20 protein-coding genes and 3 pseudogenes are annotated in these 22,689 nt (G+C 58.4%); 5 read left to right on the top strand and 18 right to left on the bottom strand.

The genetic code is table 11. From position 1 onward, the window contains the following. Window positions 1-623: 623 nt before the first annotated feature. The 3 genes from nodU to AC0L3O_RS29055 all read left to right on the top strand — a co-directional run bounded on the left by nodU (window position 624) and on the right by AC0L3O_RS29055 (window position 3,930). On the top strand, window positions 624-2,309 hold the full coding sequence (nodU, locus tag AC0L3O_RS29045; protein ID WP_473617340.1) for a nodulation protein NodU: 1,686 nt from the start codon (window positions 624-626) through the stop codon (window positions 2,307-2,309). A 907-nt stretch (window positions 2,310-3,216) separates the two neighbouring features. Continuing rightward, on the top strand, window positions 3,217-3,459 hold the full coding sequence (locus tag AC0L3O_RS29050) for a hypothetical protein (protein ID WP_473617341.1): 243 nt from the start codon (window positions 3,217-3,219) through the stop codon (window positions 3,457-3,459). A 111-nt stretch (window positions 3,460-3,570) separates the two neighbouring features. Continuing rightward, on the top strand, window positions 3,571-3,930 hold the full coding sequence (locus tag AC0L3O_RS29055; protein WP_473617342.1) for a hypothetical protein: 360 nt from the start codon (window positions 3,571-3,573) through the stop codon (window positions 3,928-3,930). A gap of 128 nt (window positions 3,931-4,058) precedes the next feature. Here AC0L3O_RS29055 and AC0L3O_RS29060 read toward each other — a convergent pair. From AC0L3O_RS29060 to AC0L3O_RS29075, 4 genes and pseudogenes are all read right to left on the bottom strand, one after another. Beyond that, window positions 4,059-4,207: pseudogene (locus tag AC0L3O_RS29060) on the bottom strand (nitrogen fixation protein NifQ); the annotation flags it as partial. Window positions 4,208-4,293: 86 nt separating this feature from the next. Next, window positions 4,294-5,199, bottom strand: a complete 906-nt coding sequence (locus AC0L3O_RS29065; protein WP_095780353.1) for a LysR family transcriptional regulator — start codon at window positions 5,197-5,199, stop codon at window positions 4,294-4,296. A 51-nt stretch (window positions 5,200-5,250) separates the two neighbouring features. Then, window positions 5,251-6,372 carry a nodulation factor fucose acetyltransferase NolL gene (gene nolL / locus AC0L3O_RS29070; protein ID WP_473617362.1) on the bottom strand — a complete coding sequence of 374 codons (1,122 nt, stop codon included), beginning with the start codon at window positions 6,370-6,372 and terminating at the stop codon, window positions 5,251-5,253. Next, window positions 6,365-6,972: pseudogene (locus tag AC0L3O_RS29075) on the bottom strand (NodA family N-acyltransferase). The gene nolL and the pseudogene AC0L3O_RS29075 overlap by 8 nt, the downstream one beginning before the upstream one ends. A gap of 124 nt (window positions 6,973-7,096) precedes the next feature. Here AC0L3O_RS29075 and AC0L3O_RS29080 point away from each other — a divergent pair. After that, window positions 7,097-8,032: a LysR family transcriptional regulator gene (locus AC0L3O_RS29080; protein ID WP_095780354.1), complete on the top strand. Its 936-nt coding sequence runs from the start codon at window positions 7,097-7,099 to the stop codon at window positions 8,030-8,032. Here AC0L3O_RS29080 and AC0L3O_RS29085 read toward each other — a convergent pair. The 13 genes and pseudogenes from AC0L3O_RS29085 to AC0L3O_RS29145 form a co-directional block, all read right to left on the bottom strand. Then, window positions 7,973-8,758, bottom strand: a complete 786-nt coding sequence (locus AC0L3O_RS29085) for a TIM barrel protein (RefSeq protein WP_473617364.1) — start codon at window positions 8,756-8,758, stop codon at window positions 7,973-7,975. The genes AC0L3O_RS29080 and AC0L3O_RS29085 overlap by 60 nt on opposite strands. A gap of 57 nt (window positions 8,759-8,815) precedes the next feature. After that, window positions 8,816-9,457, bottom strand: a complete 642-nt coding sequence (locus AC0L3O_RS29090; protein ID WP_473512043.1) for a LysE family translocator — start codon at window positions 9,455-9,457, stop codon at window positions 8,816-8,818. 28 nt (window positions 9,458-9,485) lie between these two features. Beyond that, on the bottom strand, window positions 9,486-10,109 hold the full coding sequence (locus AC0L3O_RS29095) for an FMN-binding negative transcriptional regulator (RefSeq protein ID WP_473617344.1): 624 nt from the start codon (window positions 10,107-10,109) through the stop codon (window positions 9,486-9,488). 465 nt (window positions 10,110-10,574) lie between these two features. Continuing rightward, complete coding sequence (nodB, locus tag AC0L3O_RS29100; RefSeq protein ID WP_065010656.1) at window positions 10,575-11,234, bottom strand: chitooligosaccharide deacetylase NodB; 660 nt, start codon at window positions 11,232-11,234, stop codon at window positions 10,575-10,577. Window positions 11,235-11,450: 216 nt separating this feature from the next. Then, window positions 11,451-11,555 (bottom strand): hypothetical protein, encoded by a 105-nt coding sequence (locus AC0L3O_RS29105; RefSeq protein WP_082982601.1) that lies wholly within the window; start codon window positions 11,553-11,555, stop codon window positions 11,451-11,453. Between the two features lie 248 nt (window positions 11,556-11,803). Beyond that, window positions 11,804-12,226, bottom strand: coding sequence for a hypothetical protein (locus AC0L3O_RS29110; RefSeq protein ID WP_473547930.1), 423 nt, complete (start codon window positions 12,224-12,226; stop codon window positions 11,804-11,806). A gap of 98 nt (window positions 12,227-12,324) precedes the next feature. Then, window positions 12,325-12,522, bottom strand: coding sequence for a hypothetical protein (locus tag AC0L3O_RS29115; RefSeq protein WP_473617369.1), 198 nt, complete (start codon window positions 12,520-12,522; stop codon window positions 12,325-12,327). A 167-nt stretch (window positions 12,523-12,689) separates the two neighbouring features. Next, window positions 12,690-13,037 (bottom strand): annotated as a pseudogene (locus tag AC0L3O_RS29120) (aminotransferase class I/II-fold pyridoxal phosphate-dependent enzyme); the annotation flags it as partial. 748 nt (window positions 13,038-13,785) lie between these two features. Then, window positions 13,786-15,801 carry a carbamoyltransferase family protein gene (locus AC0L3O_RS29125; protein WP_473617365.1) on the bottom strand — a complete coding sequence of 672 codons (2,016 nt, stop codon included), beginning with the start codon at window positions 15,799-15,801 and terminating at the stop codon, window positions 13,786-13,788. A gap of 292 nt (window positions 15,802-16,093) precedes the next feature. Continuing rightward, complete coding sequence (locus tag AC0L3O_RS29130) at window positions 16,094-16,882, bottom strand: ABC transporter permease (RefSeq protein ID WP_473617345.1); 789 nt, start codon at window positions 16,880-16,882, stop codon at window positions 16,094-16,096. A gap of 3 nt (window positions 16,883-16,885) precedes the next feature. Then, window positions 16,886-17,908 (bottom strand): nodulation factor ABC transporter ATP-binding protein NodI, encoded by a 1,023-nt coding sequence (gene nodI, locus AC0L3O_RS29135; protein WP_473617347.1) that lies wholly within the window; start codon window positions 17,906-17,908, stop codon window positions 16,886-16,888. A 49-nt stretch (window positions 17,909-17,957) separates the two neighbouring features. Beyond that, on the bottom strand, window positions 17,958-19,232 hold the full coding sequence (nodC, locus tag AC0L3O_RS29140; RefSeq protein WP_065010658.1) for a chitooligosaccharide synthase NodC: 1,275 nt from the start codon (window positions 19,230-19,232) through the stop codon (window positions 17,958-17,960). A 55-nt stretch (window positions 19,233-19,287) separates the two neighbouring features. Further along, window positions 19,288-19,884 (bottom strand): NodA family N-acyltransferase, encoded by a 597-nt coding sequence (locus AC0L3O_RS29145; RefSeq protein WP_065010659.1) that lies wholly within the window; start codon window positions 19,882-19,884, stop codon window positions 19,288-19,290. Between the two features lie 941 nt (window positions 19,885-20,825). Here AC0L3O_RS29145 and AC0L3O_RS29150 point away from each other — a divergent pair. Next, the gene (locus tag AC0L3O_RS29150; RefSeq protein WP_473617348.1) at window positions 20,826-21,119 is read left to right on the top strand and encodes a hypothetical protein; all 294 of its coding nucleotides are present in this window, start codon (window positions 20,826-20,828) and stop codon (window positions 21,117-21,119) included. Window positions 21,120-21,827: 708 nt separating this feature from the next. Here AC0L3O_RS29150 and nodS read toward each other — a convergent pair. After that, window positions 21,828-22,436, bottom strand: coding sequence for a nodulation methyltransferase NodS (nodS, locus tag AC0L3O_RS29155; RefSeq protein ID WP_095780356.1), 609 nt, complete (start codon window positions 22,434-22,436; stop codon window positions 21,828-21,830). Between the last annotated feature and the right edge of the window lie 253 nt (window positions 22,437-22,689).

The raw sequence follows: 22,689 nt of genomic DNA on the forward strand, positions 1-22,689 counted from the left end.
GTCAATAGGGCCCAGGGTCGTCTTCTTTGCCGAGCCGACACTGCATCTGTGAGCCGAGACAATGCCCTTTTGACCGACCCCGCGCTAGCCTCACACGCGCTTAGCCGCTCTGTTCCGCTGCCGATCTGCAGGCGGGATCCATCGGTTGTCGGAGGTTGTTCCTCCAACATGACGGCGCGATTCAAAAAGCCGAATAGGCCCTTTGGGCGCTGCCCTCGCCATCGAAAATCTTGTCGATGACCTAAAGAGTAGCTTGATCAGGGAAGGCTCTCTTCTAGCGCGACAACCTTCGTGCTCAGCACGCGCGCTCGGTGCCGAGGGAGCGCGGCACCTCCCGTGGCGCGGGTGATGTGTGACCGTGCACATCCTTGCCCAGCGCTTGCGGTGGCCAGGCCTTCTAGACTGCCGCACAGCGCTGCCTCGCAATTCTGGTGATTTTTGCGTGTCAGCCATTTTGTTCTAGATCACGCGGCAGACCTGATCATTCACCGCGCGGATCCCTCACATCCAAACAATCTAATTTACCGGTTCCTCATGATCCTGCATAGCGCGACAAAACCCACGGCTATGTTTTCCAGCCGTTTTCTGCGGTTGCTCTACGGTCACCTCGACAAGGATCTGCTATGCGCATTTGCGGTATCAAGCTGACGCACGACGGGGGAATTGCTGTCGTGGAAGACGGCAGATTACTCTTTTGCATCGAGATGGAGAAGCTCGACAATAACCTACGATACCAACATATCGAGCGGCTTGAGACGGTCGTCGCCGTTTTGACGGAAAACGGGCTTGCTCCGCGCGATATCGACCGGTTCGTTATTGACGGATGGGACGGTGAAATCCAGTCAGAATTCCAGGTTCTGAGTAACGGCTCCCCTATCACTCTCAACGGCGCGCCATATGTGGAGCGGGACGCCGAAGATCCCCTAACAGCCTATCAAGGTTCCGGTCTCATGCTCGACAATGGGGTATGTTCTTATGAAAGCTACCCGCATGTTGTTGGGCACGTGGCTTCCGCATACTGCACCAGCTCATTCGCCAAAGCAGAGGAACCGGCATTTTGTCTGGTATGGGACGGCTGCATCTTTCCGCGGCTTTACCACGTCGAGCCAAGTGGAGTCCGATTTGTTGGGTGCCTGTTTCCGATGATAGGCCATGCCTATGCGGCCGCGGGCCAACATTTCGGTCCTTACAGGCGAGAGCTGCGGACTGGCTGGAGTCTCGGTATCCCCGGCAAGTTGATGGCCTATATTGCGCTCGGAGTGGTCCATGAACACATCGTGAATGTGTTTCAGGAGCTTTACGAGGACCATTTTGCCTGGGATACGGACCTTGCCTTTGGCTACAGGAACAACAGCCACAGCGAAGACGCGTTACTCACGGCTGTGCACGACTTCTTCGATGCAAGCGCGTCGCGGCTAATCCCCGAAACGCCCGAGGACATACTTGCTTCGTTCCATGCCTTCATGGAGCGTCTTCTCGTCCGGGGGATGACAAGGGCGCTGCGTGGGTACTCAGTCCCCAAAACCCGAAACCTGTGCATCGCCGGCGGATGCGGGCTGAACATCAAATGGAACAGCGCCCTTCGGGCGAGCGGTTTGTTCGACGCAGTCTGGGTGCCTCCGTTTCCAAACGACAGCGGATCGGCGATCGGTGCCGCTTGCTGTGCGCTGGCCGCCGACAAAGGTTTCGTGCATCTCGACTGGTCAGTCTACAGCGGGCCAAATGTGAGCCATGGCAAGGTTCCGCCTGGTTGGCAATCTGCTGCTTGCAGCCTGAAAGAACTTGCCGGCGTGCTCGCCGACAACAAGCCTGTGGTGTTCCTTGCAGGTCGCGCAGAGCTTGGTCCACGTGCTTTGGGAGGCAGAAGCATCCTGGCGGCCGCAACTTCGCCGGAAATGAAGGACCATCTCAACAAAATCAAAGTTCGAGAGCATTTCCGACCGGTAGCGCCAATATGCTTGGAGGATCGTGCACCTGAGATGTTCGATCCCGGCACGCCCGATCCTTACATGCTGTTCGATCACCGAACCCGTTCGGAGTGGAAAGAAAAAATCCCGGCGGTCGTCCATCTCGACGGGACTGCGCGCCTTCAGACAGTTTCGAGAACTTCTGAACACCCAATTGCAGAACTTCTGATAGAATATGAGAAACTCACGGGCATTTCGCTGCTCTGCAACACGAGTGCAAATCTCAATGGACGTGGTTTTTTTCCGGATGCGGCTGCCGCCTGTGAGTGGGGATGCGTAGACCACGTTTGGTGCGATGGGTTGCTGTTGACCAAGACAGGTGCAAGTCAATTCGAGGGCTGAGCGGCGGGCTGTAACGAACTTGAGTTACCGCGCTCTAGCGCTGCAATGGCCGGCAGCATCGCTGAGGGAGCCGGATACTGCGGGTGCGTGCGGTTACGGCTCTTGAAAGTGCCCTGATCTGACGAACGAATCTGATCGTCATGGCCGATAAAGCGCCGAGACTGTGCTGTTGAGCTGGCAAGCACGCGAATGCTTTTGCTTAGCGATGTGAATGGAGGGTTCGAACACCAGGGCCTGCACCGCCCTGCCGACCGGCACGCCATTCGTCTGCTGCGGTGGTGACAAGCTTGAGCGAATTAGCTGTTTGAGCTCCTTCTGCCAACGGAATCCCGCATTGCCTGCGCCTGCCGCGTTAATCCCTGGAAGCGTCCGCCTTGCCGTCCGCGACTTTGCTCAGCACCGAACCACTCCGCCATGGCGTCGGGCATGTGGCCGACCACGTTGACCCGACACCCTCCGTCAGTGTCAGCAAGTCGGAGTAGAGGTCCACATCCTCGAGCATGCTCCTTGCAGGACCCATACGTGCGAGATCGGTTGCAGCAACCCTATGCCGAAGAGCACAATTGTCAGCGCACGATTGGTGCCGTCGCGGGGTCGCTGCCGGTTCTTCTGACCGCCCGCGTCGTGCTCGGAATAGCGCTCGGAGGCTTCTGGTCGATGTCGGCAGCGTTGGCGATGCGGCTCGTTCCAGGTCACCTCCTGCGGCGCGCCATGTCGATCATCCGCACCGGCGTACCGTCGCTACCGTTTGTGCGGTTCAATCGGCGCCTATGTCGGCGACGTCTGGGGGGTGGCGAAGCGCCTCCATGATCGCTGCAGTCTTCGGCGCGTTACACTGGTAGTGCAACTCATGACTTCTCCGAGGCTGCCTCCGATTGGAGCAGCCAGCTTCCGCAGTCTGCTGGATGTGGCCAAGAATCCGATAATCAAAGTCGCGATTTTGGTCGTCCTGCTGGTCGCTTCCGGGCACTTCGACGGCTTCATCTGTATCCGCGCCTTCCTCGAGAATGTTCCCGCGCTCAATATCGAGACGATCTCGCTCGTGTTGCTCGCCTTTGGCATCGGCGGCTTCTTCGGCAATTTGGCCGGCGGATTCTTGGCCGAGCACAGCCTCCAGGCAGTCGCGGCTCTGCCGCCCCCCTGCTCATAGCGATGGCCGCTGTCTCGCTGCTGATGTTGGGAGCATCGGCCTGGGCCTCAGCGATTGCGGTACCGTATGGGCCTTTGCTTTCGGCGCGGTGCCGGTGGGACTGCAGAATGCATGGTGCTGCGCGCCCCTCCCGAGCAGGCCGAAAACGCCGGTGGGCTGATGCCCGCAACGTTCCAAGTGGCCATCGCCGCCGGCGCGATTTTCGGCGGACTGCTGGTGGACGATGCCGGCGTTGCCAGTGCCTTTGCCTACAGCGCCGTTGCCTCGTTCCTCGCTGCCCTGACAGTGTTTGCTCGGACCGAAGCGCGAACCCTAGACCGCCTGACACAGGCCAGTGCAGCACGGGGAAAGATGCAATCGCATCAGCCGCGCGGTGCGATCCTGCTCACGATTTTTTGGCGGTTGCAGCCGTCGTCTCTGCGCGATCGCACGTTGTTGTCCGGTCGATTTCGACCAGCGGCGGCGTTTTGAATGATGGTGCCGACGAGAGAACCTAAGAGTGCCGGACGAAGCGGACCGCCTCGCCGTCGACCGCTCGCCTCGTACGGCTATTAATACAAGGGCGAACCCGTGCTTGATCCGTGTGAGGCGGCTTTCCATGCCTCCGGGGCGAAGCAGCTTTTGACTTGATTGCATTCCCGGCAATTGGGCGCGGTGAATAGGGTAGACCTTCAGACTCGCACAGCCTGCGGTAAAAGAACTTCTTCCACTTCATGTTTTTGGCGTTGCCGGCTACCAGCGTCGGAAAATCAGCACCACACTGTCATGCAAAAATCATCGAATTGGAGTCAGACCCAATTTTTTGCGTGCCGTTCGCCAGGAGCGCCCGCGGCTTCACATGCGGGATGCCTCCTGCAACATTATCTGCCGCATCCAGGTGCTTGCCGGATCACTGTTGTGAAGGGTGGGCCATTGGACGGCCTCAGTGAACGTGGGTAGTGGCAGGGGAAGTTCGACGATCCGCAGAGGGAAAGTCTTTTTGAAATGCTGAACCAGCCGGAAGGGCATGGTCGCTATACGATCTGTGCCTGAGACCATCGGCGGGATCATGCTAAAGGCCTGCACGATAATCTCGACACGTCTCTTGAGACCATGTTCAAGCAAAAACCGTTCCTCGATGGATGGCATCTGCGCACGGCCGACCCTGAACGCAATGTGCTTCATCGACACGTACCTCTCGAATGTAAGCTGCTGTGGCAGCTGCTTGTTCGTGGGGCAGCCTACGCACACGAATGTCTCGTCGAACAGCACCGCTCTTGGATGCGCGCTCGACATGAACAATTCCGGAAGAATCAGAAAATCGACGTCACCGCGCCGGAGAAGCTCATCGAGATCGTCGTCGAGCGGCAGCAATTCGAAGCTGACGGCGGGTGCTTCGCGTGCAACACGCTCCACGACCTTTTCAAAAAACACGAGTGTGGCGAAATCGGAAATCATGATCCGGAAGCGGCGATCGGATTGAGCCGGTTTAAACGGATCCCAAGAAATAATCGAGCACTGTATGTGCAAGAGTGCGCCGCGAACAGCGGGGGCGAGTGTTTCCGCACGCGAGGTTAGAACACGTTCGCGGCCGCTCATCGTAAACAGTTCATCGTTGAAATAATCGCGCAGCCGGCCGACGGCCGCGCTCATGGCCGGCTGACTTAGGTTGATGCTGCTTGCCGCCGCCGTGAGGTTGCGCTCGGTCAGCAGTGCGTCGAGCACAACGAGAAGGTTCAGATCAAGGCCTTTGAAACGCATGCCTCATCTGTCCGTAACGTGGTTGCTTGTCATCGCGACCATTGTGGGTGGCTAATTTATTGCAGGTTGAGATTTGAGCAGACTTGGGCGTGGCGGCGCTCCGACAAGGATCTGCGACACATATCCAAGGTCGCGCGCAATCTTGCGAATTGCCATCGCCGTGACGACAATCGCCACTCCAACCACACTTGCGAACGCGATTCTGGTCGTGAGATTCCAGAGTTCTCCAAACTGTATCACATCCATGAGGCGAAACACGGCACCCTGGACCAGGTACAGCAGCAGCGTGCTCTGACCAAGCTCCACCGCGACATACTGAGCTACTCTAGTTGAATGGACAATTCTCCAGCACTGGAACATAAGCTGCATCGCTACTGCAGAAGCTGTTGCAGAGCCAGCGAACATCATAAACACTTGTTTAGCTGACTGTTCATCATGAATTAAAACAAGATTGTTGTAGACGTAAGTCTCCTTGCCCCACCCAAGGAAGCATAAGAAAGCTGTTATCGAAAATAAGACCAAGAAAAGCGATTTGTGGCGCCAGACGATATTTTTCTGCCATCCGATCGGCTGGGCAAACAAGAACCCCAAACAATAAAATGGGTAAGTGTATCTTAACGACGGGGTTATTGACAATGTGATGGGCGCCAATGCGACCCCAATTGCGGATGCGCTTATGATCCACATCGATAGTCGATTGAAAGTTGCAAAAAATCTAACTAGAACGAACGAAATAAACGCCGCCCATATGAACCAGTATGTTCCAATGACCTCCTTCGATATGTCCAGCAATACACCAGTTAAACTCTTCGTTGGATAAATCATGGCGGACTTTAGTGCGAAAATAAACGCACACCAAAGAAACATTGGCAGTAGTAACTGCACTGCTCTATTACGGACCCCTTGAATGAACGTTTTTCGCAAAATTGCCCCAGAAGAAACATATCCACTTATCGCCATAAAGAGAGGCATATGAAACATGTATATCGTCTTATAATACGGAGACATCCAAAAATCGTCAGTGCCTCGATAAATTACATATTGTAATAGGTGCCCAATTATCACTAAAGTAATTAGTATACCTTTGGCGAAGTCAAGGCTTAGGTCTCGGTCGTTTGTCTCTGCTGGGCGCGAGCCGCGTCCCTTCGCTCCGACTGTTATTTGATCAAGCATCAGACTCCAGCCCATCTGTTGCGGTTGCTACCGGCCGTTTCTGGGCACGGCGAGCACGCCAGTTTCGGTGAAAAGGATCGAATTTTACGCGGATCGCGGCGTGGTATCGAGGGCCGACTGGCTGCAACCGAGCGGACGAAATCCCAGTGCCTGATCGCAAACCTGGAGCGCAGTGGCGGTCGCGATCATGTGTGGCGACGCGATGGCCCGGCACTATGGTCGCCAGGACGTCTCTGCAGAACCTCTCAAGATGATTCCGCAGCGCGTGCCGAACCGTGCCAAAAGCGAATGGAATGCCAATCTGCTGCTGCACCGGACGCATGACGTGGATAGAATGGCTCATTCCGAGTCTCTCAAGATCCGGATGCACCCTGTACAATCCGAGTTCGCCTACCAAGAAATCAACCTCGCCAACCGTAGTGAACGGCGCAGCAGGTCCAAGTGAGCCGCTACGCCGTGCACATAGAGCCGATTGCGCGAACCTCCGGCCTTGCACCGGCCCAGCTACGACCGCCTGAAAGCCCCTGTCGGCCCATAGGACTTTCGGAAGAAAGCGGAGAGCTCGACATGATCGGCTACTTGCAAGTCATTTCCCAGCACACGCTACAGAAGCCGTGGCGTGATCGGGTGCATGTCAGGTCCGGTCATCTATGCAGCGCCCTGGAAGTTTGGTAAAATCGATTGTTTAGATCGCGAGCATTCACGCTATGGATAAGTGAAAGCGATGCGCTTCAAAGGCCTTGATCTGAACCTTCTCGTCGTGCTCGACGCACTGCTGACCCAGCGCAACCTCACGGCGGCGGCAAGCAGCATCAACCTAAGTCAGCCGGCCATGAGCGCGGCCGTCGCCCGGCTGCGCGATTATTTCAACGATGAACTGTTTACGATGAGCGGCCGCGAACGTGTTCTAACCCCACGTGCGGAAACACTCGCCCCCGCTGTTCGCGGCGCACTCTTGAAAATCCAGAGCTCGATTATTTCTTGGGATCCGTTTAATCCGGCTCAGTCCGATCGCCGTTTCAGGATCACCCTTTCCGATTTCGCCACACTCGTGTTTTTTGAAAAGGTCGTGGAGCGTGTTGCACGCGAAGCACCCGCCGTCAGCTTCGAATTGCTGCCGCTCGACGACGACCCCGATGAGCTTCTCCGGCGCGGTGACGTCGATTTTCTGATTTGTCCAGAATTGTTCATGTCGAGCGCGCATCCAAGAGCGGCGCTGTTCGACGACACGCTCGTGTGCGTAGGCTGCCCCACGAACAAGCAGCTGCCGCAGCAGCTTACATTCGAGAGATACATGTCGATGAGGCACGTTGCGGCCAAGTTCGGGCAGAAGCCCTCCGTCGAGGAGCGTTTTTTTCTTGAGCATGGCCTGAAGAGACGTGTCGAGGTTATCGTGCAGGCCTTCAGCATGATCCCGCCGATGGTCTCAGGCACAGCTCGTATATCGACCATGCCCTTCCGGCTGGTTGAGCATTTCAAAAAGACTTTCCCGCTGCGGATCATCGAACTTCCGCTGCCGCTTCCCGCATTTACCGAGGCCCTCCAATGGCCCGCCCTTCACAACAGTGATGCGGCAAGCGTCTGGATGCGAGAGATATTGTTACAGGAGGCGTCGAGAATGAGTTCTCCGCGGGACGCCAAAAAGGGTCGCAAGCCCTGATTGACTACCGCGTCTCACACCGGCACTCGTGTCAACAGGCGTGTCGAACGAGATGATAGTCGCGGAAAGAGCGCCTGCGAGGTCGTCCAGCGGGTGGCTTTCGTCGACAAACGGTGCGAATGAGAAGGGGCCCCCATAGCCGCCATCAAGCAGCGCCCGGATCTGGCTGCCATTGTCGGAACCGACCAGGACGCGATCCGGGTAAATCCAGTGGATCGGATCGTTCACGGTTGAGATGTGCACGAGACCGGTCAGGTCGCAGGAGAAGAACGGCTCCCCGGCGAGCGTGTGATGAAATGTGTCGTGCACGAGGCGGAAGACGGACTGGCCATCAATGGCGGCAATGGCCTTAGCCGCTTCGTTTTTCGATCGAAGCGAGCAGGTCTGGAAGCCCAGCGGCTCGATGAGACCGATCAGGCCGCGCGACTGGAGGATCGGCTTGAGCGCCTTCAAGGCAAAGCGGAGATCGCCCCGGCGCTCGCCATTGACGGGCCAGGAGCCATCGTTGACAGGCACCGGCATGAGCGTCTTGGCTCCGCAGGCCGCCGCATAATCGGCGAGCTCGCTCGCCTCGGCCCTGCGGGCGGGAGTCACTCGTTGAAGCGCTGCAAGGCATTGATGGAAAAATCCCAACGCCTGCTTCAGCGGCGGCAGACCGGACGTCCGCGCCTGCTGAGACATCGCCTGAATCGGTGTAATGACTGAAGCTGGCTCGCAGCCATCCATCTGCTTCAAGCTAACCCGCCGACCCGGAGAGATGCCCAACCAGATCGGATGCAAAATTCAGGCAGCAGGGTGCTTCGCCAGAGCGAGGCCGACGCCCAGCGCAATCATCGCGCCGCCCGACGCCTCCCTCAGGCGGCGGATCAACCTGGGACGCGCTGTCGCGCCGTCTTGAATGCCGCTGGCCACGAAGGCAACCACGATGTCGGCGAGCGTGTTGAGCGCAATCGACACGGAGCCAAGCACCACGAATTGCAGAGCTACGTGCCCTGCGCTCGGGTTCACGAACTGCGGAAGGAAGGCTAGAAAAAAGGCTGCCGTCTTCGGGTTGAGAGCCTCGACCAGCACCCCTTCACGAAACGCCCGCCGGGGTCCGACTGAACGCACCGGGGCGCCATCATCGCCAGTCGCTCGGCGCGCGGCTTGAAAGGTGCGAAAGCCTAGCCAGACGAGGTAGACCGCGCCGAACAGCTTCAATGCGGAGAACAGTTCCGAGCTCTCGAGCACGATCGCGGAAACACCTAGGCTTGCTGCGAGGACGTGGATCATGCCCCCCAACCCCGTGCCGAAGCTGGAAGCGATACCCTCCGGACGACCGCCGGCGAGCGTGCGCGCGGCAACATAGAAGATGCCCGGACCGGGCGTGATGGCGAGCACGGAGGCCGCGGCGAGGTACAGGGCGAATGGGGCCAGTTCTGGCATCATGGGTCGATTCCGACAAAGTTCATGATTATTTTGGGATGAGAGCGGCGAGCTCGCGGTCAGATGCCCGCTCGCTCGTCGCAAGGCCCGCGGCCACGCCATCGCGGTCGGCCGCGTTCCGGTTCTGACTCAGTTTGCGCTTGCCCTCCAGCCTCGTGATCGGCATGCGCAGGCCGACGATTCCGCGGAGTTGCGCCTGTACAAAATCCGGCGGTGCGTCCGACACCGCCCAAGGCGAGGCGCGCTCGCCCTCGTGGTGGTCGGTCAGACGATTCACGACGTCCAGCAGTCTTCCCGCATGCTCGAAGAACTCGACCGGACCATAGGCGTGGACGGCGATGTAATTCCAGGTCGGGACGACCTTCCCGGTTTCCCGCTTGGTCGCATACCATGCCGGCGTCACATAAGCGTCCGGCCCCATGAAGATGGCCAAGCCGTCGCCCAGCGGCGGAACATGGCACTGGGGATTGGCCTTCGCTAGGTGCCCGTAGATCACGCCGTGCTCGCCCTCGCTCTCATCAAGGAAGAGGGGCAGTGGCGTTGCGAGCGGCCCTTCCGCCGTGACTGTAACGAAGTTCGCCAGCACCGCCGCGCGGATGGTCGCGCGCAGGGACTCCTTGTCGTCGTCGCGGAAAGCGGGAGGGATGTACATGGCGAAGCTCCTTGCGTTACCAGTCAGATACCGGCACTCTGGCCTGCAGGAAACAGCCAGTCAGAAGCTATCGACGTGGTCCAGTTTGTGAAAGATGGCATCGCACCCGATCATCGTGACGATCGAGGAGCAGATCCACAGCGGGGTGTGCGAGTCGGAGAACCCCTGGTCCTTCGCAGCCGAGGGGTCGGGCATATCCCGGCAATGGCGACTAGTTTGCCAAACCTTGTGGACGCAGCCCGCGATCCCGGAGACCATATTGAAAGAATCGTCGAAGAGGTTCCGGCGACGCCAGGCAATGCCGAGAGGCTGCGCGGGTCCTCATTGTAGCAGGTGACAACAAACGTCTACGCTTAGTCAACGGGTCGGAGCCGACAGTTCGTCCGATGTCGGCGAAGCCTGTAAGCCTTCATAAGCGAGACCCAAGGCACTGGCTGGGAAAGCAGGTCCATAGGATCTCGCATTTCAGTGATGTTCTGGAAGCGGGCGAATTTCATATCCGCAGGCATCTAATGCCGGAATCAGATTGGATAGCGCCATAACGGTCTGGTTGCGCAGACCGGCTTGAGTGCTCCGTCTCGACTCGTCGGGAGGACAACCGTCGTGCAAGAGCACGATTGCGCCGGGCCGGACCGAGGCGAGCACAGCATCGACGATCGCATCGGTGCCGGGCCGCGACCAATCTTTTGGGTCTATCGACCAATGAAGGGCCGCCAGCCCGGCGATCTCTGACGCAGTGAACACTTCTTCGCTCCAGGCGCCGTATGGCGCGCGAATGTAGCGGATCGAGGCCTGGGGGCATGCTACCATGATGGCACGGTTCGCCTCAAATACCTCACGTTGGACGTCGCCCAAGCCGCATTTGGACAGATCCGGATGAGACATTGTGTGGTTGCCCACCTCATGCCCTTCTGCGATCATTCGCTGGATGAGGTCCGGGTGCTCTGCGGCGTAGGCACCAATCACGAAGAAAGTCGCTGGCACCCGATTTTGCGCCAGCACATCGAGTATCTGTGGTGTGAAGAATGGATCGGGACCGTCGTCAAACGTCAGATAAACGCTCCGACGGCCGGTTCCATCAGCGCATTCACTCTGCACTTCCCATCCGTCATCAAGATGTTTCATAGCTCCGGATCCTTCCGGTCAATTGTTGCATCGGTCGGCCATTCGCTCATCGGCCGCGCAATCGGGCATAATCACGAGGAGCACGTCCTCCACGCGAGGCGGCATGTCGAGATCCAGCACTTCTGAGTGGGACCGCACGCGAACATCGATACATCGTGGCCGGGCCGTCTCTGCAGAACGTCTCAAATTACCAGCGCATAGCTTTTCATTGCAGGGTCAGTCCCCCCGATAGGGTTTTCGGAAGAACTCGGAGAGTCCGATATGATCGGCTACTTGCAACTGGTTCTCCCGGCACAACCTCCACCGTCCTTGGGAGCGCATGGGAAACCTCGACTTGTTGATCCTTGGGGTAGGCGCCTACGCTAGTTGGGGGCTTGTGGCGAAGCCGACGCGATGCAGCTTGCGCGATCACCGACGTACCTGGTCGAAAAGGGGATCGGCTCGCTCAATGTTCGGCGCAGACCAGAATGCACACACCAGAAAAATGCTCCTCGGAGCCAACCGCATACATCGACAATCTCCCTAGCTTGCATCCTTGAATTCTTCCTATGCAATGTCCTGTCCGATAGTCAAAATCGAATGTTTCGATGACAAGCATCCATGTTGCGGATAGATGAGACAATGGCCCTTGATGTGAAGCTCCTCGTCGGCTCCACGCACTGCTGACCGAGCGCAACGGCACGGTGGCGGCAAGCCGGATCAGCTAATTCAGCCGGCCATGAGCGCGGCCGTCGCCCAACTGCTTTCAACCATGACCTGTTTACGATGAGCGGTCGCGAATGTTCTAACCCCGCGTGCGGAACCGTCGACGTCTCAGAGTTGAGGACGACGTCGCGCAGCATCTCGACGCCTTTTTCGATCTGCCGGATGCTCAAGGCGGAATAGCCCATGACAAGCCCGGCGCGGTCGGCTTCGCCTGCTCCCGGCTGCCGATGATAAAGCGGCGAAATCGGGTGCAGCCCCAGACCGGCATGTCGGGCGGCTTCGACCAACGCTGTTTCACGCGATCGCGGCAGGTCGTTGAACCATATGACGACGTGCAGTCCAGCGTCGGCCCCTTGGACGGCGATCCGATCTCGGAAAATCCGCTTCAGGTTGGAAATACCTCCCGGCGCTCGCCGTTAAGGCGGCGCACGCGGCGCACATGCCTTTCATAGCCGCCGCTCTCGAACAGAGAGGCCAATGACGCCTGCTCCGCCACCGGAGAATGCTGGTCGGCAAACTGCTTGGCGGTTTCGAAAACCTGCTGCAATTCCGCCGGGACGACGAGATAGCCGATGCGCAGCATCGGCGAAAGCGTCTTGGAGATGGTGCCGAGGTAGATGACGCCCCATGATCCTCGAGGCTGTGCAGCGGGGGAACGGGGCTGATATCGTAGCGATATTCGCTGTCGTAGTCGTCCTCGATGACATAGGCGCCCTGCTCCCGCGCCCATTCCAGAAGCTGATGCCGCCGCGCCATCGGCATGACGCCGCCCAGCGGAAACTGATGCGAGGGCGTCGCATAGGCCAGCCGGGCCGCGACCCCCGCCAGTTGCTCCGTCTGCATGCCGTCCTCGTCAACCTCGACGGGAACGGGCGTAGCACCTGTGCCGGCAAAGACCTGGCGCGCCATCCTGTAGCAGGGGTCCTCGATGACAAAGCTGTCCCCTGGGTCGAGCAGCAGGCGCGCGCAGAGATCGAGCCCCTGCTGCGAACCATTGACGATGACGATCTGCTCGGGTTCGAAGCGAACCGTACGGGCGCGCCAGAGATAGCCCTGAAGTGCCGGGCGCAGCCGGGCGCGAACCGCACGGATCGTCATAGGCGAGCCGTGCCGGCCGCTGCGCCATCGCCGCGTTCATCGTGCGCTTCCAAACCGAGGCTGGGCCGTTCGCCATAGTCAGACAAGTGAACCGGGCCGCCCCGTTTTGGGGGATTAGCGGCCCATTCCGATCAGGCGATTGCCCGAGAGCAGATGTCGGGCATCGCCAACGCTAACCCCTGCGTGACCTTGACCAACAGACCCTCGGTTTCCTGAAGATGGCGTCGTCGAAATCTGCACCGGCGTCGTATTGCCGTAAATCAAGGATGCCAACAACAGGGCCGGATGATTGGAGGCCGAAGCATCAAGCCGCATAAAGACAAGATCGTCGCCCCACCGACGCATTTTGCCAAAAGCAGCTCAACGACGAACATGCCGGCTTGGCGCGCCGAAGGGCCGCCGCCTTTCCCGCAAGCGGCCCAGCCTGCTCGCCACCGGGGTCAACCCACGCCAATCTATCCACCAACGCTCGTCCCATCCGCTATGCGCAACACCAAGCTGATGTCGCAGGGGCGGTCACCGACCCGGTACGCCGTCGAGAAACGACGAACTCGTGCTGTCTTGAGCCACCGGTAAGCAAATCCATTGCTGATCCGCGTCTGCAATAAGCGTTAGCTGGAGCGAACATGCATGCTCGCGGCAGACGCAATCATCAGGACCCTTGCCTCGGTCAATTGGATTGGAGACCATCATATGAAGGTGCAGACCGGTGTTTGGGCAGCTGTTATCGGTCGTCCAGACTTTGGCATCAGTTTTGGTGGACGCGAGCAGCTTGCGAGGGATGCATCCGAACGTGGCGCTGCTCCCACAATCCTCGCAGTTCTCCTGTGAGAGCCTCGCGCTGGCCCTGATCCAGCGTAATTGTGTCGAGGAGATCCGCGAGCACGGCTTCGCCTTCGATCCGCGTCAGCAGATCGAACAGGTCATGTGAAATACGCGCACAGTCACGGTGATCCGTTCGGATTTCGCAGACGGTCTCGTGGCGATCCTGCGCCGTGTATGCGCGGACTTTATGCAGGGATACATAGGGCGGCAATGAAACAGCGAGCGCAGTCCAATCCTGCAGCGTTGCGGCCCGTTTTTTGACGAGGTACGGCCCGACCACAAGTCCATCCAGCTCTGTCGTCAGGAACGTGGCAATCGAGTCTGCAACTGAATCCACGATCGGCTCGGCATTGTTGTTAAAGGACGTATTGAGCAGAATTGGGATGCCTGTCCGCTGCTTGAAGGCATTGATGACGTCCCAGTAGGCCGGACTGGCCTTGCGCGATACTGTTTGCAGCCGAGCCGTACCGTCGACATGCGTGATGGCGCCGAGCAAACCACGCTTGGAATCGCGCACACGAACTACAAAATTCATGAAGGGAAATTCGCACGCACTGCCCGGGAGGTCGAAAAATTCGCGCGCATCCTCCTCCAAAACTGATGGGGCGAACGGGCGATATCCTTCCCGCTTCTTGACCATAGCGTTGATCCGGTCCTTGTTTGAAGCGGGCCTGGGGTCGGCAAGAATGCTGCGATTTCCGAGCGCTCGCGGCCCGAACTCCGAACGACCTTGCACCCAGCCGATCACGGCGCCACCGACCATCCACTCGGCTGCCCTATCCGCCACCTCCTCAGTGCGTTCAAACTCCAGGTGCCCCGCCCATGCCTTTAGTTCCTCTTCGACAGCGTGATCGCTCGCGAGTTCCGGCCCCCAATAGACCTCCTGCAATCGCCTACGCGGCGCTGGGCGGCCCAACTCATTAGACACGATTAGCGCGGCGCCTAATGCGCATCCAGCGTCATGCGATGCGGGCTGCACGAAGATGTCTTCGAAAAGTCCTGAATAGAGCAGCTTGCCGTTCATGGAGCAATTGTGCGCAACTCCGCCGGCCAGGCACAACCGCGTCATCCCGGTGGCCTCACGATAATGGCGAAGAATGTGAAACACGATGCGTTCGAGCGCTTCCTGTAACGACGCACTCACATCCATATGCTGCTGAGTGAATGGCATTCCCTTTTGCCGAACCTGAATGCTGCGGAGCAAAGTCGGACCGATGCGGTCCAGGTGGACGCGATACTCGCCGTTTGCAGAGAGTTCATAGAATTTCTCGAAAAGCTCGCGATAGGGAACGGGATCGCCGTAGGGGGCAAGCCCCATTACCTTGTATTCATCGAACAAGCCGTAGCCGAGATACCGGATCGTCTCGAGATAAAATTGCCCGAGAGAATTGTTCTCCGGGAAAGTCGCAAGTTGCGTAATTTCAGTACCAGATCCTACCGCCACAAGGCCCGACAGGAAATCACCAGAGCCATCAATCGCGAAAATCAGACTTTGCTCGAAGCCCGACATTGCAAAAGCACTCACGGCGTGCGCCTGATGATGACTTACAAATGAGATACGCGAAGCGTCGAGCTCGGTACCGAACTCCTGCGCCAACAGCCTCTGCATCAACAGTTTAGCGTCCAACGGAATGGAGGCGTCCGGCTGGGAAGCTAGCATGTTTTCGAGCATGGCGTTGCTATAGGCTTCGGTAGCGTAGAAAGCCACACGATCGATTTCGCTGAGCTGAACCCCAGCGGCTGAAAGACAGTATTGAGCCGCACTAATTGGGAGCTTGTTGGAATGTTTGATCCGATTGAGGCGCTCCTCTTCTACCGCCGCAATGACCTGTCCGTCCCGGACGAGCACCGCAGCGCCATCGTGCATGAATGTGTTTGAAATCTGAAATCTGTTTTCATAGACTTTGTCCAATCCGCCGTTCAATCCTAGACACAGCATCTCGCTCTCCATTTGTCGTACAGGAATATTAAATTGGCCGTCTGATCAGAAACACAGGCCGCGTTGTCGTTCGCGCCACGAACGCCAGTCAAACATGATCGGGCTCAAAGAAATTCTCTTCGGCCGGGATCAACATGACATCCTGTGATCGAGGTGCCGGGCGGCCCATAACGTTGATAGATTGAGTGGATGCCACCGAAGACCCTCCGTGGCATGCCGATTTCTGTTGGCGATGTCGTTTTTATTGGCAGCACGAAGTCCATAGCGCATCGTTTATCTCCTTCTCTTCGCGTCAGCGCATCAGTCGGCGGCGCAACAGCGCCATCGAGAGGAAGAATGGCAACAGCGCGTACAGGCCGAGCACCCCGATGTGCAGGGCGATGCCGACGATCGGGCGATCAAGCATAACCGGACGAATGAGGTCGATTGAATGTGACAGCGGCATGCATCGCGCTATCTTCTGAAAGGCGTCAGGCAGCTGATCCAATGGGAAAACGGCACCGGACAGGAACAGCATAGGTGTGAGGACAAGCGTCTGGTAAAACACGAAGTAATCGTAGCTGGGCGAAAGCGCGGTGACGACCATCGCAAGGCTCGCAAACACGCACCCAGTGAGAGCAATGATTGGCAGCGCATAGAGGACGGACGGCCAGGCTGCATAACCCAACGTTGCGGTGACAATGGTGATTGCCGTACCGGCCAAGAAGGCCTTGGTGGCTGCCCACGCCAGTTCACCCAGAACGATGTCGCCGAGGGTAACGTGCGTGTACAGCATTGCTTCCCAAGTGCGCTGAGAGTGCATGCGAGCGAAAGCCGCGTACAATGTTTCGAGGGTAGAGGCGGTCATCGCACTTACCGCGACCATGCCGGCCGCCAAAAAGGCGATATATGACGCACCGTCGACGCGGCCGACCATTATGCCGAGGCCGGTGCCGAGTCCGAAAAGGTAGATTATAGGATCGGCAAGGTTACCGAGAATCGTCACGAGTGAGACTTTCTTCCATGCCAGATAGTTCCGGCGCCACACCGCAACCCAGTTCCACGCATTGGACGGCAGCGCCGCCGCAAAATCTTCAATCATCGTTCACTCCTCTATCTCGCGCCCGGTCAGCCGCAAGAAAACATCCTCGAGATTGGCTGGACGCAAAAGAAGGCGCAGACCTGCTCGCCCCTGCAGTTGCGTGCGCACCTGCTCAGGGTCGGGCGCGTAGCAATAAAGGGTTTCGCCGCTCACCTCGATGCGCTGGGAATGTGGCTTGACCAGCGAAAGCAACTCGTGCGGATCGCCGCCGTAAATCTCCATGACCTGGCATCCGATATGCTCGTCGATCAGCGCCTGCGGGCGGCCTTCGGCGATATTGCGACCCCTTTCGAGCACGCACAGCCGATCGCATAATCGCTCAGCCTCTTCCATGAAATGCGTCGTCAGGATAATCGTCTTGCCGCGTGCCAACAGGGCGCGCAGCCGCTCCCAGATCAGGTGGCGCGCGTGCGGATCGAGGCCGGTGGTCGGCTCGTCCATCACAATGAGCTGGGGGTCGTTGATCAACGCCCGCGCCATCGTCAGGCATCGCTTCATGCCGCCGGACAGTTCCGAGACGCGCGCATCCGCCTTGCGCTCGAGGCGAGCGAACTCGAGAAGCGACGGGATGACCGCTTCGCTCTCGCGTGTGCTCATGCCGAAGTAGCGTCCGAACACCAGCAAGTTCTCGCGTACGGTGAATTCCTGGTCAAGATTGTCGAATTGCGGGACCACGCCAATGCCCCTGCGTGCCAGCCGAGCGCGCGCCGGCACTGGCACGCCGAGCACCGTGATCGCGCCCGCGTCAGGGCCTGTCATGCCGAGGAGCATACGCGCAATCGTGCTTTTGCCCGCCCCGTTTGGTCCGAGGAGGCCGAAACACTCTCCCGACGCAACGGAGAACGACAGTTCGTCGACAACGACCTTGTTCCCATACGACTTGGTTACGCCGGCAAAATCGACTGCCACGGTCGACAGAGAGTCAGGCACGGAGCTTTTCGCGCTTGTCTGCCCGTGAAACTCCCGTTCGATCGGACCAGTCTCGATCCGCCGCAAATCCTCTGGGTCCAACTTCCGACTCAACATTTGATCTTCCTGGTCCTGGCTCAAAACTCTTCCACCTGCGATCACGTGACTATTGCTGTTCGCTGTAAGCTGCGTCAGATGCCACCAAGGCGGGCTTTGGAAGGGCGCCGCCGATGTCTGTCACAGTGGCGGCCGAGCTTCGCGACAACCAATCGCTATTGCTCAATGTACACAGCGCGTATGCTTTCAATGGGAGCAAGAGAAAGATGTTGATGAGTGTGTGGAGCGAGAATCCGAGAAATCGAAGTTGGCGCGCACGAAACGCTGCCACGCTGCAGCGAACTATAGTCATGACCGCGATCGTCAGGCATGCCGTCCAGGGCACAGTACCTGTCGTTATGAATTGCGCGAGCCCAGCCAGGAGCGACAAAGAGAGCAATAATGGGCCAAGATTCTGCCCAATCACGTCCAATGTGAGATAAATATTAAGGCCGCGCAGCAGTTGGAGCGCCAGCAACGTATCCCGGAACGTGCTCCGGGCCCAGCGAAGCTGTTGGCGCAGATAGGGACCCATGCTGCTGGGAACGACTGTTGCCGCGACGGCCTCCGGGACATACTCTGTTCGAAAGCCTGCTTTCAGCATCAGGATCGTAAGGTGGCGGTCCTCACCGAAGTCGCTCGGCTTCCCTCGAAAGCGCTGCGTCTCGTATTGATCCAGGAGCGAAACAAGCGCGGATCGCCGGTACATGGCACACGGACCGCAGCAACACATGACGGCACCGAACCGAGCCTGCGCTGCCCGCTCTTCGTTGCAGGCGAGCCAGTATTCCATGTCAATCAACCGCGTCAGCCAAGTTTCACTGCGATTGCTAGCCGCCAACTGGCCCATGGCGGCGCCAATCGCTTGATCTTGCATCTTTAGCGCAAGCCTCGTGACGACGTCCGGCGCGAGTATCGTGTCCGAATCTACATTGAGCACCAAATCTCCGCACGAGCGGCGAACCGCCGCAATCTGTGCCTTGCGCTTTCCGACATTCTTTGGGAGCGCAATGAAGTTGAACCTCGGGTCGCGCGCGTATTCCTCGTGTATACCTACGAGGGCATCGTGGTTTCCAGAACCGTCATCAACAACATAGACCTGCAGTTTTCCGGCGTAGTCCTGACTTGCAATGGAAGCCAGGCAGTCCGAGAGGGTGCGAGGAGCCTCGTTGTAGCACGGGATAATGACATCCACGCTCGGCCAAGGCTCACAGCCGGCGGGTTCGCCCGAGGTCGGCGGTACGTTTGTAGGCAGGGTATAAAACACCTGCGCGGTCTTATAGACGGTCGACAGCAGCGCATAAGAGCAGACTGCAACAATACTGGCTGGGGCAAAGAGGTTCATGAGATCTCAGATTTTTCTGTGAATTTGAGGAAGCGAGCGGATAACAAATCCGAGGTCATAGCTCTGGACCGTTCCGATCGATCAAAGTGCCGGCCGGCCACTCGCTCATCGAGCGTCCAATTGGGAGCACCATGAGGAGTACGTCGTCGTCGACTCGCGTCGTGGAAGGCAGATCGGGGTACACGTCCGGGAGGGTTGAACGCACGCGAACGCCCGTCAGAATGTTCGCCAAGCCTTTGCGGCAGAACCTCCCAACATGGTTCCGGAGCGCTTGCCGAACCGTGCCGAAAGCGAATGGAACGCTAAGCTGCTGCAGCACTGGGTACATGACGCTAATCGAGTGGGCGATTCCCAGCCCCTCAAGATCCGGGCGCACCCCGTATAGACCGAGTTCAGCGACCAGCAGATCGACGTCGCCAACTTTGATGTATCGGCGCAGCAGGCCCAAGTGAGCGGCTACCCCGTGCACATCATAGCCGATTGCGCGGACCTCCGGCCTTGCACCGGCCCAACTTCGACCGCCTTCGAATTGCATTCCATTGAAGGCTCCGGTCGGCTCATAGGTCTTCCGGAAGAACTCAGAGAGTTCGAGGTGATCGGAAAGCTGCAACTCATTTTCCCAGCACAACCTCCACTGCACGTCATTGCGCATGCGAAGACTTCCTCTTTTTGGGTTCTTTTGTGCACCTCACGCGGTAGAGCAGCGGCGGTGCATGTCATGTGGGGGTCTATGAACGACCCGCCCAGATTGGTAAAATTGATTGTTTAGATCGAGAGCATCCACGCTATGGATGCTAAAACCATGCGTTTCAAAGGCCTTGATCTGAACCTTCTGGTCGTGCTCGATTGGCCCCGATAGCGGCGACGCACCGATGGCAGCTGTTGGTGACACAACCTGCCTCAAGAGCGGCCGCCAGCGGCGTGGCTGCGCCTCGTGCCGAAGCAGCGATCAAGTGGAGGATGGGCCCGATAGGCGTCAGCAAACGCGGCGAGCGTTGACGCACGATCGCGCAGCTCTGGATCGCCGGCGGCAAACAGGTTCCGCGAAGCTCTGGCTCGACAAGTTGCGGCAAGACGGCATGCCAATGGTGCGATGGTCGCACTCGCCAACAGGAATCGTCTGGTCAATGCTCTCGAGTGTTGCCTGTCAACCGGACTGTCGGTGAAAGCACCTGGAGAGCGGGAAGGAGGGCGCACCCGGATGGCGCTACTTCGAACGAATTGTTTGAGGTTTTGGCCGACTGGAACACCCAGCTTGAGCACCTGAGGCCTGAAATGCGCGAAGGAGCTGGCCCCTAAGTTTTCATTCCGTGCGAGGGATCAAAGATCGCCGCACACAGAAGAGGCAGCCTAAGGAGCGTCAGCACTTGCGCCGGCCGAAGGGCCGGGACGCGGGACTGGCTGCAACGACGAGATCGGTTAAAAGGGCAGCCGGTAGGAGTGTCAGCATAGCGCCGCCGAAGGCGGGACACGGGACCGACGGCCCCCGACGAGGAGTGCCGCTTTCCCGGCTAGGGATCGTCACCCACCTGGGCCGAAACACCTTTGAGGTTCGGTGGCGGCAGTCATAGAGCCCGTCCCGCATAGGGGGCCATGCAAAATAAGGACTTCGCTCCATCTGGGTATTTATCGATCATTTATTGGGTAAAGCCGTTTCTTGATTTTTTGGGTATTTTCAAAGGGGCTTGGCGGGCCTTGGCACGCTCGCGCCAGAGCGCCTATCGGCTTTGCGCCGTGTTGCGATCATCGAGAGCATTGGCTCTTCTACTGAAACAGGTTCAGCAACATGTCACCGAACTGACATGCGCCGTCATGAACACAGTCACGCATATGGGCTGGCAATTTCCAGGTTCGCCAGGCCCCGGGAATCCCATCTTTGAAAAGTAGCCAAAGCCTTGTGGTGTGCGCAGACCTCGATGAGAGGGAGGGAGAGATCCGCTTATGCGTGTACCGGTGGCAAGACGCCGGCGGCATCTAATCCGCGCAGGCTTGGTCAGGGCTCCAAGGGGCTCGAAGGCCCTTTGGTTCGTCTTCATGTGCGAAATCATGATGCGGGGCCAAGGCGGCATACGCCTTGGCTGCGATCCAACGGCAATCACGTTGGTCTGGGCGGGGTCTTGGGAGGGGCAGGAATGCCCCGCCTCCAAGCGCGATGAAACGGCGGACGTTTCGATGGTGTGATGAGGCTCGATGCCGACAGAACCGCAAGGCCGGAAGGGTGCACGGGAAACGCGACAGCGGATTTCCCTGCCAAGGTTGCGATACTACACCGCACATCCTTGCAATGCGCCTTACGCAAAATGGCAGAGGTGGGGGAACGGTCACCCCGTCGCTTCCGACCCTGATATGTGGAGCGGAAAGGCTTCGGCCGACGTCTGGGGGCCGTTGAGGTGGAAGTCCGCGAAACCCCCTCGAGGCTCGCGGCCCTGAACATCGAGCCCCATGAAGACGCCGGATATACCTAAGCAGAAGTGACCATCGCCCGGACCCGGCTAACTTGTCGCAATCGGGCGCTCTTATACGTCCACATATAGGATCAGCTTGACACCACAGAACCGCACAGTGTCTCCAAATCAACTTCGACAATTAGTTTCATCAGAAAGCGGAAATCGGCTTTCGGAAGCGGGCCAGCAGGCAGTCTTCATTGATCGACGCGCCCCGGCACTCGATGCACTCGATCTCGGTCAACGATTCGTTCAGCATGGCGATAGTGGTCTCTGCACCAGCAGCGTGCCCCCAGCGTTGGCAATTGGCGTCACGTGCCGACCCGAAAACCAGGTGCCCGCCTGGCGCAAGCAGGCCTACCAGGTTGCGGACTGCTGCGCGGATCTGAACGAGGTCTCCTACGTAGTAAAGGACTTCCGCCACGACGATCAGGTCGAACAGCTCATCACTCGAAAATTGTTGAACATCGGAGATTATCCACCTGATGTGCGGCGGCTCCTTCATGCGTAAACGTGCTCGCGTAATCGCTGGCTCCACGACATCGATCACAGTGAGCCGCTGGCAAATGGGGGCTAGCCGTTCCGTAAAAGCGCCAGCAGCGCACCCGACTTCGAGCCCATTTGCGACAGGACCTTGCGCAAGTGACAACCGGAGAATTTGCGTGTGGCGCTCCCGCTCGAACGGGTTGCCATCGAGCCGCCATGGATCGTCTGCGGCCATTTCTCGATTCAGCAGTTCATGATCGATTTTATGGGTCAAATTCCCACCTCGCTAAGGCAGCAATCACCGGCGCTGCAAATGCCGTCAGATGTCGCTAGCGTCGGGGACCCGGGCACACCAATCTGAGAAGCGGGGCCGCTTCCTGCACCGGGCAGACCTGCGGGCCGAGGCACTTGATTTCGGTCACGCTCCTAATAGGGTCCGCAGGATTGGCAAAATTGATTGTTTGGATGATAACCATCCACGCCGTAAACACATCGAAGGCGGAATTGGGCGTGGCTGGGACCACGTC

The sequence above is a fragment of the Mesorhizobium sp. WSM4810 genome (assembly GCF_055811235.1).